A 14,325-nucleotide genomic window follows, 5' to 3' on the forward strand; every position below is an offset into this window, starting at 1 on the left:
TACTTCATGCATTAAAAGCAATCGACACAACAAGAATTATTCGTAGGACACCCATCGTACCTTTTATTAGTATGCGCGCAAATTGACTTGTTTAATTTACATTCACGTTCTAACGTGAGTATGGCAAGTTTAAAAATTCAGCAACTCACTAAAACAAATTACAGGCTTTAAATAATGCGCATTGCAATACTTTCAAGGAACCCACGCCTTTACTCAACTTCTCGTTTAGTAGAAGCAGGAAGAGCACGTGGTCACGAAGTTGACGTTATAGACACTATGCACTGCTACATGGACATAACAAGCGCGCGTCCGTCGGTGCGTTACCATGGTAAAAAGCTGCCCTATTACGATGCCGTTATTCCGCGCATTGGTGCTTCAGTTACCTTTTATGGTACGTCTGTGGTTCGTCAGTTCGAGATGATGGGGACGTACAGCTTAAATGAGTCGGTGGCTATTAGCCGCTCGCGCGACAAACTGCGCTCATTGCAATTGCTTTCTCGTAAAGGCATTGGTATGCCGCGTACAGGCTTTGCTCATCACCCAGACAAAATTGATGACGTTATTAAAACCGTTGGCGGCGCACCTGTCGTTATTAAGCTATTGGAAGGTACTCAGGGTATTGGTGTTGTTTTGGCCGACACACAAAAGGCTGCAGAATCAATTATCGAAGCATTTATGGGGCTAAATGCCAGTATCTTGGTACAGGAGTTTATAAAAGAAGCTGGCGGTGCAGACATTCGTTGCTTTGTAGTAGGTGGAAAGGTTGTGGCAGCGATGAAGCGACAAGCTGCGCCTGGCGAATTTCGCTCTAATTTACACCGCGGTGGTCAGGCAAGTCTTGTTCGCTTAAGCCCTGCTGAGCGAAAAACTGCAGTAGATGCGGCGAAAACTATGGGCTTAAATTGCTGTGGTGTTGATATTCTTCGCTCGAATAATGGGCCAGTGGTTATGGAGGTTAACTCATCGCCGGGGCTTGAAGGTATTGAAAAAGCCACGAACAAAGACGTGGCGGCAATGATAATTGAGTTTATTGAAAAAAGCGCAGAGCCACATAAAACCAAAACTCGTGGTAAAGGTTAATTACACAGCACACTGGCAAGTTAGATAGGAAAACGTGAGTGGTAAACGACGTACTTAAAATTGGGGGTGAAACCATTGCCCCTGGTGAAACCAAAAAGATAGAGCTTGAGATGCCGCCGCTATATACGGCTACCAATATGAGCATTCCTGTTTATGTCAAACGTGGAAAACGCCCTGGACCCACAATGTTCGTTAGCGCGGCGATTCACGGTGATGAGCTAAACGGCATTGAGATTGTAGGGCGACTGATTCGCTCGAAAGCCATCGCACGTATTCGCGGCACACTTATCGCTGTTCCTATGGTAAACGTTTATGGGGTGTTAAATCAGTCAAGATATCTACCTGACCGCCGCGATTTAAACCGCAGTTTCCCAGGTAGCAAGAAAGGTTCATTGGCTGGTCGATTAGCTAACTTGTTCTTTAAAGAAATAGTAAGTAAATGCGACGTGGGCATAGACCTTCACACGGGTGCTATCCACCGAAGTAACCTGCCACAAATTCGTGCCGACCTAGACGACGAAGACGTATTGGAAATGGCGAAAGCTTTTGGTGTGCCTGTGTTGTTAAATGCTGAATTACGCGATGGTTCTTTACGCGAAGCTGCCAGTGAAAGTGGTGTTAAGATATTACTTTATGAAGCGGGCCAAGCATTGCGTTACGACGAGTTTTCAATTCGTGCAGGCGTTAAGGGCATTATTAATACCATGCGTCATTTGGGTATGCTTAATAAAAGTCGCAGCAAGGGCCACAGCATTGAGCGTTTTATTGCTAGACAAAGTGGCTGGGTACGCGCACCAGAAAGTGGTTTTGTAACGCACTTGGCACAGCTTGGCGACCATGTAAACAAAGGCGACAAGCTGGCAATTATTGCTGACCCGTTTGGCAACTACTTAGACAGTTTAGACAGTCCTGCTGAAGGTGTTGTAATTGGTAAGCAAAATATACCGTTAACCCAAGAAGGCGAAGCGGTTTACCATATTGCTTATTTTTCACAGCCGGACTCCGTAGCAGAGCACGTTGAGCTTTTACAAGATAACTTACTGCCGCCTGAACAAGGCGCAGTTGATGCATAATCGGTAGAAAAACCTGATGACAAAAAAAATTGTAGGCGCGGTTGAACTGTGCGACTTGCCAAAACTAGCCATTACCGACTTAAACGTACGTGTTGATACGGGCGCCGCGACATCGTCGCTTCACGTGGACAACATTGAAGAATTTGAGAAAGATAATGAGCTTTGGATAACGTTTGATATTCATCCAGATATCCATGACGTAAAACGTATTGTTAGGCGCGAGGCGAAAGTAGAAGGCAAAAAGCGTGTTAAAAGCTCTACGGCAACCAGAGAAAAGCGATATGTGATAATTACGCCTATAATTATGGATGGTGATCAATGGAACATTCAGCTTACCCTGACCGACCGCTCTGAAATGACTTATTTAATGTTATTAGGCCGAGAAGCAATGAGCGGACATTTTATTGTAGATCCTGAACACGACTTCTTACTTACAGGAAAAGACTAATGTGAACTGCCGCATAGCCTGCTGCATAGCATAGTGCGGCAGTATTAATTCACTGCAGTTTTTATGCGCTTTACGGACGATGATATGACACATTCTAATAACTGGTTAGCCAAATTTTATATAGCACTACTCGTGTCACTGTTCACAACGGCTGCTTCGCCTGTTACCGCAGATGCTCTACAACAGCCCGCTCCCCTTAATAAGCCTATCGACACATCAGAACAACTGCCGCATACCATTTTACGATTGCCAAATGTTCACCCCGGGCGAGAGCAATTATATGACTATGCTAAAAACCTGCTAACCGAAGTGCTTGATGCAACGGCGCCTGTTTATGGCTCTTATGAAATCAGAATTAGTGATATACATACCTCTCAAAGCCGTCAATTAAGAAATCTTGAACACAACTTACTCGACGTAACATGGACTATGAGTTCAAAAGAACGGGAGCGCCAATTTTTACCAATACGAATCCCCATTATGGCAGGTCTACTGGGAAAGCGAGCCTTGCTAGTAAAAGAAAACGACAACAGACTTCAGTTTGTCAACGTTAAGGGCGACCTCACCGCCTTTAGAGCTGTACTAGGCTACGACTGGCCAGACACCAAAATCTTCCGCGCGAGCAATATTGAAGTACTTGAAACCACTTATAATGCCTCTTTTCGCATAGTGGCTGAAGGTTTTGCAGACTTTTTTCCTAGAAGTGTTTTAGAGGTGGGGGAAGAGCTTTCAAATGAAAAGCTGACCGCAGGTTTAACCGTAGATGACCACGTTATTATTTCTTACCCAAGCCCAATTTTCTTTTTTGTTAACAGCAGTAATACAGCGCTAGCCACACGCATTTCCGAGGGACTCCTTATTCTGTTTGAATCGGGTCGGTTCAAATCGCTACTTGAAGCACACAGCGGCTATATAGAGGCAATGGAGCTAATAGGCTCACGAAGAGTTATCGAAATAGACAACCCGCTGTTAAGCGAAGAGAGTAAAAAAGCGCTTGAAAAGTTTCTGCCTGAGTTTTATTCCCATTAGAAACTATAATCTTTTGGCGCTATGCAACGGGAGGCTCTAATTCAAGCTGCGAAGCAATCAATACTGCTTGTGTGCGGTTATTAATACCCAGCTTTTTAAAAATGGCAGTTACGTGTGCCTTAACTGTTGCCTCAGCTATATCAAGGTTGTAACCAATTTGCTTATTTAACAAGCCATCGCGCATATAACAAAGCACTTTGTACTGCGATGGAGTAAGTGATGCAACTTTGTCGGCCAACTCAGAAAAAGCCTCGTTAACTTCTTCAATATCGTCACTCACACTTTCAGGTAACCAAACATCGCCATCCAAAATACACTGCACCGCACTGGCAATATCACTTGCGCTTGCCGTTTTCGGAATAAAGCCAAGCGCACCAACACTGATAATTTTTGAGATTAAAGACGCGTCTTCAGTACCAGAGACTACCGCCACAGGTACATCCGGAAACAACTTGCGGATATGTAGCAAGCCGAACAAATCATTACTGCCCGGCATATGCAAATCTAGAAGCAGAAGGTCGATATCATCGTTATTTAAAATATCGACCGTGGTGCTGAGGTCACCCGCTTCTTTTAACGTAAGCGTGGGTAAAGACAATGACAATGCGCCTCGTAGTGCATCGCGATACAATGGGTGATCGTCTGCGATCAAAAGGGTTATCATTGCCTATATCCTTGATTATTTGTTTAACCTTTCCTCAATGAGTGTATCAACAACTGATGGATCCGCCAATGTAGAAGTATCGCCTAATTGACCGTGCTCATTTGCTGCAATTTTTCGTAGGATGCGGCGCATAATCTTACCTGAACGCGTTTTAGGTAAGCCGCGTGACCACTGAATCATATCAGGGGTAGCAATAGGGCTTAGCTCTTCGCGAACCCACGACTTCAGTTCTTTAGTCAGCGCTTCGTCTACTTCTACACCTTCGTTTGGCGTAACATAAACGTAAATGCCCTGCCCTTTAATGTCGTGTGGATAGCCAACCACCGCAGCCTCAGCTACTTTCGCGTGAGCCACCAGCGCACTTTCGATTTCCGCCGTACCTAAACGGTGACCCGATACGTTAAGCACGTCATCTACACGGCCCGTGATCCAGTAGAACCCATCTGCATCGCGACGAGCGCCATCACCAGTAAAGTAAACGCCTTTGTAAGCACTGAAGTAGGTATTTATAAAGCGCTGATGGTCACCATATACTGTTCTAGCTTGGCTTGGCCAACTGTCTTTGATCACTAGGTTACCTTCCGATTCGCCCTCTAACTCGTTGCCGTCTGCATCGAATAACGCTGGCTGAATGCCAAAGAAAGGACGCGTTGCCGAGCCTGGTTTCAATGAAGATGCGCCAGGTAGAGGAAGGATCATGTGCCCGCCTGTTTCAGTCTGCCACCATGTATCAATGATGGGGCATTTGCTGCTTCCAAGAACACGGTGATACCACTCCCACGCTTCAGGGTTAATAGGCTCACCCACGGTACCTAGTAGTCGAAGTGACGACACATCACACCCTTCTGCCGGTACGTCACCATGTGCCATTAATGCTCGAATTGCAGTAGGTGCTGTGTATAAGCTATTCACTTTGTATTTTTCAACAACTTGGGCAATGCGCTTAACATCTGGGTAAGTGGGTACACCTTCAAAGAATACTTGAGAGGCCGCATTGACCATTGGGCCATACACCATGTAGCTGTGACCGGTAATCCAGCCCACATCTGCGGTACACCAATAAATGTCATCCTCTTTATGATCGAAGGCATATTTGAAGGTCATGGCTGAATACAGCAGGTAACCGCCAGTGGTATGAACAACGCCCTTAGGTGTACCTGTAGAGCCTGATGTATAAAGAATAAATAACGGGTCTTCCGCATTCATCACCTCGGGCTCACATTGCGCTGAACACCCGTCTACCGCATCGTGCCACCACACGTCATGCTGTGCGTTCCATTCAACATCGCCACCGGTAAGCTTGTGTACAAGTACATGCGTAATTGATGGGCAAGCATCACCAGCTAGTGCCTTATCAACATTAGCTTTAAGCGGAATTGAGCGCCCTGCACGACGGCCTTCATCGGCCGTAATTACCACTTTTGCACTGCTATCGTTTATGCGGTCGGCAATAGCATTTGGCGAGAACCCACCAAAGATAACTGAATGTACTGCACCTATTCGCGCACACGCTAACATGGCGTATGCAGCTTCTGGCACCATTGGCATATAAATAGCTATTCTGTCGCCTTTGGTTACCCCCATTTCTTTAAGCGCATTTGCCAGCTTACACACTTCGTAGTGCACTTCTTGATAAGTAATGTCTTGGCTGTCGCTAGGTGAATCACCTTCCCAGTGAAACGCTACCTTAGTGGCATTGTCTGCCAAATGACGGTCGATACAGTTGTAGCTTGCGTTTAACGCGCCGTCTTCGAACCATTTGATAGACACATCGCTTTCACCAAACATGGTGTTTTTAATTTTGGTTGGCTTTTTATACCACTCTAGTAAAGAGGCATGCTCGGTCCAAAAAGACTCGGGCTGTTCAACCGACTGCTTATACATAGCGTCATACTGTTCTGCATTAATGTGCGTAGACTGAAGAATGTTTTCTGGCACTGAATAAATCTTGCTGGCGGTCATAACGATTGCCTCTGTATTAGTGATGTAAATTTTTTGTTGTCTATTGAAACACTGTAACGGTTGAACCGCAAAGCAAAATGAGACTTTGGTCTTATCGAAAAACTAACGGCTATTATTTTGAGTGGGAACACGCAAAAAATTGCTCACTGCCCTAATAAAGCGCAGTGAACAATTTCATTTATCACATTGATTTTTTAGAACTTAAACACAACGCCTGCACGGGCAACGGCTGCCGTGAAGCTCTCGTTATCAACACCGTATTCAGTATCGAAGTGCGTTACCTGAGCAAAAGCGGTAAGGCCTGTCATTATTTTATAGCCGTAGTTGATATACGCCGTGCTGTTCTTTTGTAGCTCGGTAAGCCCCAGACGGTCGCGGTCGCTATCATCAACCGAAGCGCTTGCATAACCAATTTTTACATTGTGCTCTGGGCTAATATTCCAACTTACATAGCTGAAGAAACCAGACTCACTAAAGTTATCACGTACCTGACCGTCTGCGCTTAATCGAGAAGCAGGTGCAACACCAAGTGCGTTTTGATTATTTAATGCTTCACCTGTGTAGTATTCGGCATTAAAACTTACGTCACCAAAATTAAGCATGGTGTAAACCTTAAACAAATTGGCGTCTTGGTCTTCACCGCTAGTAAAGTTAGGCTCGTCTTCAAATTTAATGTTAGCAAAATGACCTGCTGCGCCAATGGTATGCCCAGAAATCTTGTAGTTAACGTCGAATGCAAAACCTGGCATTCTGCCTAACTCGTTACCGTTAATCCCACCAGCTGTCGCGTTTCGTCCTTTACCTGTTAGTGCACCGGTAATCGACAGGTTTTCAGCCTTGTAGGTTGCACCAACTTCCATCGCCAAGAAGCCTGTATTTCCTGCGCGGAATGCACTACCAATCCAGTTGTAGCTGCCGCTTGATTTAATACCGGCCGCGGTTGTCCACTTTTGACCACCAAAAATTGTCAGGTTTTTCGAATAGTCATAATAAAGGGTGGCTAGGCGCAGTCTTGGCTCTTGTGCTTGAATAGCGGTTTGGTTGGTAAAGCCATCTTCGCCATCAATGAAATCGAGCTCAAGAACGCCACGAATTTTTTCATGCTTCATGTTTAACGAGAAGCGCGTTTGCGCAGCTTGAAATGAGGTTGACTCTGATTCAAGAAAGTTTGTTTGTTGTTCAGTGGCTGGTGCACCACCGAAAATGTCAGTTCGTAACGCGTGAGTAGGTGCAACTTGGCTATATACACTACCGTAACTTGCTACTGCCTGATTTGATGTCACCGCTTCGGTTTTAATCATACCTTTGAAGCTGAACTCAAAAGCGTCTACTGGTGTGTTTACCAATACTAGTGCACACGATGCTGCAATTCTTTTTAACATGTGATTCTCCCGTATATAAAATCATAAAAACCAGATTCGTTTGTCTGAATTATTTCTTAGAAGGAAGCAAGAGTTCAAAACTGCACAGGCATTCACTCTCAACCCGCTAACGAAAACTTAACATTAATTAAACAACTCGATTGTGGGGTATATTTTCAAGAATTACCCGACAAATTCCCCCCGGTGCGACCAAAGTCTTATGATTTTAGACGTTTTTTTAGACTTTAGATTAATAAGCTAATAGACAGTGCGGCGCGTAAGACTGTTAATGAGATGAAGGATTAACGTTGAAGTAGAAAACAAGTAGCTATTTTCTACTTCAACGTGGTTGCTGCATGTCAGCACTTAAACGTGATTACCTACTTTTTAGTAAGCAGTGAATGCTTAAAGCGTAAGAGAAATAATGCATAGCGGCATAAAGAAAAACAAACCACCTATATAAGCGGCACCGTAAACCTTGCGCTCGGCGGCAATGACTGACAATTGATAAGACAGAGTAAGCGGGATATTACGTAACATGGGCACGCCATAAATAAGAGCAACACCAAGCACGTTGTAGATAAGGTGAACCAACGCTATTTGGAGCGCGAGGCCACTGTTAATTCCAGCTACACCCAATGCGGCAATTAACGCCGTAATGCACGTTCCAATATTTGCCCCCAACGTAAACGGGTAGATATCACGGGCTTTCAATACGCCACTGCCTACTAAAGGCACCATTAGTGATGTGGTGGTTGAAGATGACTGCACTAGCACCGTCATTATAGTGCCAGAAGCAATACCTGACAGCGGCCCTCTACCAATACTTTTGTGAAGAAGTGCTTTGGCCTTCCCCACCATTAGCGCTTTCATGATTTTGCCCATGTAGGTGATCGACACCATAATTAAGCCAATACCAATGATAATTTTTGCCACGCCAGGATAAATTGAGGGTAAAAACTGCAGTTGCTGCGAAACGAAGTCAGTGACAGGTTGAGTGGCCGCCTTGATAGGGTTTACTCCACCAACATCAAGTACTTCCGGCGTATGAAGAAGTAAAACAAGCTCAGCGCTTAAGTATTCTAGAATACCAAACGCTATCTCTAGCGGTAAAAAAATGAGTACCGACAAAACGTTAAAAAAATCATGAATTGTGGCGGCGTTAAACGCGCGCTGAAATTCGTCTTTACGCGCCACGTGACCCAAGCTCACTAATGTGTTTGTAATACTTGTTCCTATATTGGCGCCCATCATCATGGGAACAGCAATGGTTATGGGTAGTCCACCTGCCACCATGCCGACAATTATTGACGTAACCGTGCTTGATGACTGAATAAGCGCGGTACAAACCATACCGATAATGAGCCCCATCACCGGATTAGAAGCAAAACTAAATAGCGCTTTTGCCTGGTCTCCCGTTGCGTATTTAAACCCACTGCCAATCATACTGACAGCTAGCAACATGATATAAACCAGCAGAATAAGAAGAAGCCAACGTTGCCAGTTGGGCAGCTGTTTAATTACAGCAGGTTCTAAAGTCTGAGAGTGAGTAATCGACATAGACAGCACTTTTTCAATATAGAAAAAATAATGGTATGACGCCGTTATTACACAAAAATGACGGGATACCCCGCCATTTTACAGAAGAAAGTGAGTGTTAAATGGGGGCAGGCTTAAAAACCCATCGGGTGTTCGCGCAATACACCGTGAACACTGTCTAACACCTCTTTAGATAACGATATTGAGAATGCGTCAATGTTTTCGTTTAGCTGTTCACAGGTTGTAGCACCAATGATAGTGGATGTAACGCCTGGTACTTGCTTACACCACGCCAATGCTAGTTGGGATGGCGTTATACCGGCATCAGCAGCAATATGTACATACTTTTCTGTGGCTTCACGAGCGGGGGCTTTATCTCTGAATAGTCCCATACGCTGTGAAAGCGTCCAGCGCGAGCCTGAAGGTCTGGCCCCATTTTGGTATTTTCCACTTAACATACCTGTTGCAAGTGGAGACCACGGCAAATAGGCAATATCTTCTAAAGCGCACATTTCTATAAGATAAGGCCAGTCTTTGGCGTGTAATAAACTAAACTCGTTTTGTATGGAAACGGGTTTTGGAATATTCATTTCATTGCATAATTTAAGAAATGAATGAATACCCCATGGCGTATCATCAGATAATCCCCAATGCTTTATTTTGCCTGCATCAAGTGCTTTTTCTATGCCTATTAGAATGTCTCGCATTCCTGCAAGTTGCTGCTCGCGGTCCACTTCGGTTGGGTTGGTATTATCAGGCCAATGCTTGCCAAAGTGAGGAGTAATACGGTTTGGCCAGTGAAGCTGGTAGACATCTACGTAATCGGTTTGTAAACGTTCAAGCGATGCATCTAGCGCTTGATTGACAGCCTGTGCGGTAATGGGCTCACCTTCTCTGATATAGCGTAAACCGCTACCTGCCACTTTGGTCATTAGCACAAGATCATCTCGTCTTGCGGTGTTTCGCGATAACCAATTTCCAATAATTCGCTCGGTATCTCCGTAAGTGTCTGCGTTGGGTGGAACAGGATACATCTCAGCGGTATCGATAAAATTAATATTATTGTCAAGCGCGATTGCCATTTGCTCATCGGCGTCTTTTTGTGAATTCTGAATGCCCCATGTCATGGTGCCTAAACAGATTTCTGATACCTGTAATTCGCTTGACCCTAAGCGATTAAAATTCATTTTTTATCCTTTATTTTGTTTCAATAGCGCAATAATTGACTAGCGTTTGCTCAGTCGTTTTTAATTAATGCCAACTCTGCCTCGGCCGAGGCCAGTTTAATCTGCATTTTTTGACGATCGACTATTAATTCATTAGCCATCGTTGCAAATGTTTTGAATTCATCAAGTTCAACATAGCGCAAATCAATTTTCTGTTGAAGCCGAAAACTACGATAGAAAAATGTTACTAATGATGAAAATGAACGCTGAAACAGCGCAAAGCTTGTTATGAACACGCTCAACGCGCAAACCAGTAATGTAACAGCTACTACGCTGACAAAAACCAGAAGTTCATCTCGCTGTTTAACTAATTTGCGGTGCGCTAGCTCGTTCATCCCTACCAAGTAAGATTCAAGTGCACTGGCACTTTCTATAAGTGCAAAATTTAAAGCGACCTTACGTTTACTGCTTGATGATGAATATTTGTCCGTGTAATCCAGTAACAATCCCCGATATTGGTCTATTTCTTCAATTGGCATTACCGAGTTTAAATAAAGGTTGTGGTCATACAATTTGTGGCTTAATGCATCTATTTCTTGTGCGTCCCTAGTGAGTTTCGTCGCAAAAAAAGAGCGAGTAATTAATTTTAGCTCTACAAGTGTTTCTTTAAGAGCAGTTTCATTGGGCGCAGCTTGTTGCACTAAAGTATGTTCCAATATCGTCAGTTCATTTATTAACTCTTCATCGATAAGTGGGCTATCAGACAACCGAGCTCTTCTCATCTGATAAAACGCATCTCTGTAACTTTCAAGTGCATCTGCAAGCATAGTGGTGGTTTTTTTATCTATGCTTGTATTGTATTTAACAGTGGATAACTCAGAAAACGCTGCGTTAACTTTTGCTAACTGACTATCAAACTTTCTAATGTATTGCTCATCATTATTCGCAAGATAGTATTGTTCTAACTTTCGAAGATCAGACACATCTTGTATAAGTGATGATGTCACGGACTGCACATCACTGTGTATCGAATACTTGGCTACGTAAATGTGTTGAGCACCACACAGCAATATCAAACCAACAATGCATATCAAGGAAATAAGAACAAACCGAGTCTTTATTGAGTTGACTTTCATAGCTCTGTACCACCTCTATCGAAATTGCCCAACACAAACCATGTTTACCCGCCTTCTGAAAAAGTATTTTTTGTTTACAGACTAAGCGTTTTATTAAGCATAGAAGTGAAGTTGCATTAATTTTATTGAACATTAGATGTAGACGTTGAAAACATACTGATTTTCTCAATTAGGGTGAAACCCCTATATCAGAACAAAAAATAAACGGCCAGTATTAAGGCGTACCTTGCTGCGACGCTATGACAATCTTGTAGTCCCTTGAGACATTGGTGCGAAGTTGTAAACGCAGCCCTTTTAAACTGGAGAAGATTATGAAAAAGTTCGCTTTATCTACCCTTACGGCAGCTATGTTAGCGAGTCCTGCGGCATCATCATTTGCTGATGCATATATCGGTTCTCAAATGGCTGACACGTTACAAACACTTTCACCAACCGAAACTGTTATGGCTGTTGTTACCTACGACCAAATGGATCCACTTGCAAGCACTCAGGTCGCAGACCTTTTGGGCCTGGGCATCACGCACGGTGTTCAATTTAAAAATTTACCAATTATCGGCGTTGTTGCCACTAAGGCGCAAATCGAAGCTATCGCAGACATCGAAGGCGTACGTTCGGTATTCGCGAACCGTCAAATGGAGCTTTACAACGCTGATGCACGTCAGATTACAGGCGTTGCTGACCTTCAAGGCGAAGAGTTTGCAAACCGCAACGAAGTGGAATTCACAGGTAAAGGCTCAACGGTTTTAGTTATTGACTCTGGTATTGATGCATCTCACCAGGATTTGCCGTTTGGCACAAAAGTAGTTGATAACGTTCAAGCAATTACAAGCGCAGGATTACTGTCTATTGCAGGTATTCAAGGCCCTAAGATTTCAAACCAGATCAATACCGACCTGAATTCAGGTCACGGTACTCACGTCGCAGGCACCATTGCAGGTTTAGGTACTATGTCTGGTGGTAAGCACGTAGGTGCAGCGCCAGATGCAGACCTAATTGGTTACGGTTCTGGTGCGGCAGTATTATTATTAGATACCGTGGGCGGATTTGATTACGCAATCTCTAACTACGATAAGTTTGAAAATCCTATTAAGGTTATCAGTAACTCGTGGGGTTCAAGCGGTAAATACGAGCCATTAGGTCCTGTATCTATGGCATCTTACAAAGCGCATACGTTCGGTATGATATCTGTATTCGCTGCGGGTAACGATGGCCCAGGTGAAGATTCTCACAACCCGTACGCGCAGATCCCGTGGGGTATCTCTGTAGGTGCTGGTACTAAGAGCGGCACATTAGCAGGCTTCTCTTCTCGTGGTCTTAAAGGTGAAGGTGGTGAATTCACTACGCCAGATGGTGTTGAGTGGACATGGTCTAACGATGTTACTGTTGTAGCGCCAGGCGTAGACATTATTTCACCGCGTGCAGTACTTAACTTGGCGGCAAATGGCGGTGATGCAGATATCGACGCAATGCCACCAGAAGAAGTGCCGTTCTACACTATGATTTCTGGTACCTCAATGGCAACGCCACATGTTGCGGGTATTATCACGCTAATGCTTGAAGCTAACCCAAATCTTGATAACGCGAGCATTAAGCGTATCTTACAAGAAACAGCAACAAACATGCCGGGTTTTGAGCGCTGGGAAGTAGGTTCTGGTTATGTGAATGCACGTTCTGCGGTTGCTGCAGCGTTACTACACGACGACGACCACAAAAAGACGGTTAACAACCTAGAAGGCAAGAAATTCAGAGCAAACGCGCTCATCACACCGAGTGATAGAGTTGAGAACTTTGATGTATTTTACTCTCCAGTGGGCGCTCCTGAAATCATCGAGTTTGAAGTGGGCGAAGACGAGAGCGTAGTAAAAGCATCAGCAAGCACATTAGCCAACCTTACAAAACTTGTACTTGTTGCACCTGACGGTACAGAGTACCGTGGCAACCTAACAACGCCAGTACTAGGTACTACTATGCGTGTTGCAGCACCTGCATCACCAGGTACATGGGGAATTTACGTATTCGGTCTTACTTCACTGTCTGGTGTTGAAGCAGACCCATTAGGTCTAACAAATGGTCCAGGTTTGCCAGAAGTGTTCGATGTTACAGTAACATTTGAAGAAAGCGGCGGTTTCGAGGGGCTAAACGATGTTCCAGGGCACCCTCAAGAAAATGCTATTGCTAAAGCAATCAGCGAGCGTTTGATGGACGGTTCTACTCGTGGCAACTTCTACCCAGACTTCAGACTTACTCGTCAAGCCTTTGCACAGTATGCGGTTATGGGCGGAGCGGTTAGACAGTATCGTGACCTATTGAATGACGAACAGCCTTCATTTTCTGGTATTTCGGACTTCCAAGCACCGTACTTAGAATCGGTAATGGTGGACGGTGGCGCTCTTAAAGATATCACACGTGTACAAGGTCCTATCTTACTAGACAAAGACGGCACTGCAGATGCGCGCGGAAGTATGACGAATCTTGATATGGCGTACGCTCTAGTTCAAATGCTTGGTCAAGAGTCTGTTGCGAACAACTTTGACCCTGAGACCGATAGAATTATGGTTGAGTTCCAAGGCGAGACCGTTGAACTTGCTGACCAAGACAGCATCCCAGCTGAATTGAGAGGTCACGTTCAAGCTGCACTTACCTTCTCGCTAATGAACGTAAGTTTTGAAATAGAAAACCGTCTATTCCAGGAACCGAAGGTTATTGCTACCTTTAATCCAGACGATGTTGTAACACGCGCTCACTACGCAGTATTAGCGGGCCGCATGTTCGAACAATATTATCAATAAAAACAGCTAGTAACTTCAGGTGTCACTATTTCCCTTGATAGTGACACCTTTTTAGTTTATTTTTTATACAGAATTGAA

11 protein-coding genes are annotated in these 14,325 nt (G+C 44.3%); 5 read left to right on the forward strand and 6 right to left on the reverse strand.

Going from position 1 to position 14,325, the window contains the following annotated elements; genetic code table 11:
- The first annotated feature begins 174 nt into the window (after window positions 1-174).
- From rimK to V7R35_RS17210, 4 genes are all read left to right on the forward strand, one after another.
- Window positions 175-1,080 (forward strand): 30S ribosomal protein S6--L-glutamate ligase, encoded by a 906-nt coding sequence (gene rimK / locus V7R35_RS17195; RefSeq protein ID WP_334016106.1) that lies wholly within the window; start codon window positions 175-177, stop codon window positions 1,078-1,080.
- Window positions 1,081-1,118: 38 nt separating this feature from the next.
- Window positions 1,119-2,153, forward strand: a complete 1,035-nt coding sequence (locus tag V7R35_RS17200; protein WP_334016107.1) for a succinylglutamate desuccinylase/aspartoacylase family protein — start codon at window positions 1,119-1,121, stop codon at window positions 2,151-2,153.
- A gap of 16 nt (window positions 2,154-2,169) precedes the next feature.
- The gene (locus V7R35_RS17205; protein ID WP_438823489.1) at window positions 2,170-2,601 is read left to right on the forward strand and encodes an ATP-dependent zinc protease family protein; all 432 of its coding nucleotides are present in this window, start codon (window positions 2,170-2,172) and stop codon (window positions 2,599-2,601) included.
- 84 nt (window positions 2,602-2,685) lie between these two features.
- Window positions 2,686-3,630 (forward strand): amino acid ABC transporter substrate-binding protein, encoded by a 945-nt coding sequence (locus V7R35_RS17210; protein ID WP_334016108.1) that lies wholly within the window; start codon window positions 2,686-2,688, stop codon window positions 3,628-3,630.
- Window positions 3,631-3,649: 19 nt separating this feature from the next.
- Here the strand turns inward: V7R35_RS17210 and V7R35_RS17215 are convergent, their stop codons facing one another.
- The 6 genes from V7R35_RS17215 to V7R35_RS17240 form a co-directional block, all read right to left on the reverse strand.
- The gene (locus V7R35_RS17215; protein ID WP_334016110.1) at window positions 3,650-4,294 is read right to left on the reverse strand and encodes a response regulator transcription factor; all 645 of its coding nucleotides are present in this window, start codon (window positions 4,292-4,294) and stop codon (window positions 3,650-3,652) included.
- Window positions 4,295-4,309: 15 nt separating this feature from the next.
- Window positions 4,310-6,256: an acetate--CoA ligase gene (gene acs, locus V7R35_RS17220; RefSeq protein ID WP_334016111.1), complete on the reverse strand. Its 1,947-nt coding sequence runs from the start codon at window positions 6,254-6,256 to the stop codon at window positions 4,310-4,312.
- Between the two features lie 194 nt (window positions 6,257-6,450).
- Window positions 6,451-7,638 (reverse strand): hypothetical protein, encoded by a 1,188-nt coding sequence (locus V7R35_RS17225; protein WP_334016112.1) that lies wholly within the window; start codon window positions 7,636-7,638, stop codon window positions 6,451-6,453.
- 384 nt (window positions 7,639-8,022) lie between these two features.
- Window positions 8,023-9,177 carry a Na/Pi symporter gene (locus V7R35_RS17230; RefSeq protein ID WP_334016113.1) on the reverse strand — a complete coding sequence of 385 codons (1,155 nt, stop codon included), beginning with the start codon at window positions 9,175-9,177 and terminating at the stop codon, window positions 8,023-8,025.
- Between the two features lie 113 nt (window positions 9,178-9,290).
- A complete protein-coding gene (locus V7R35_RS17235) occupies window positions 9,291-10,343 on the reverse strand; it encodes an aldo/keto reductase (protein ID WP_334016114.1) in 1,053 nt (350 codons plus the stop codon).
- 50 nt (window positions 10,344-10,393) lie between these two features.
- Window positions 10,394-11,329, reverse strand: coding sequence for a hypothetical protein (locus tag V7R35_RS17240; protein ID WP_334016115.1), 936 nt, complete (start codon window positions 11,327-11,329; stop codon window positions 10,394-10,396).
- Window positions 11,330-11,769: 440 nt separating this feature from the next.
- Between V7R35_RS17240 and V7R35_RS17245 the strand changes: the two genes are divergently transcribed.
- Window positions 11,770-14,247: a S8 family peptidase gene (locus V7R35_RS17245; protein WP_334016116.1), complete on the forward strand. Its 2,478-nt coding sequence runs from the start codon at window positions 11,770-11,772 to the stop codon at window positions 14,245-14,247.
- The last annotated feature ends 78 nt before the right edge of the window (window positions 14,248-14,325 follow it).

This window comes from Alteromonas sp. S167, assembly GCF_036864375.1.
Lineage (GTDB): Bacteria > Pseudomonadota > Gammaproteobacteria > Enterobacterales > Alteromonadaceae > Alteromonas.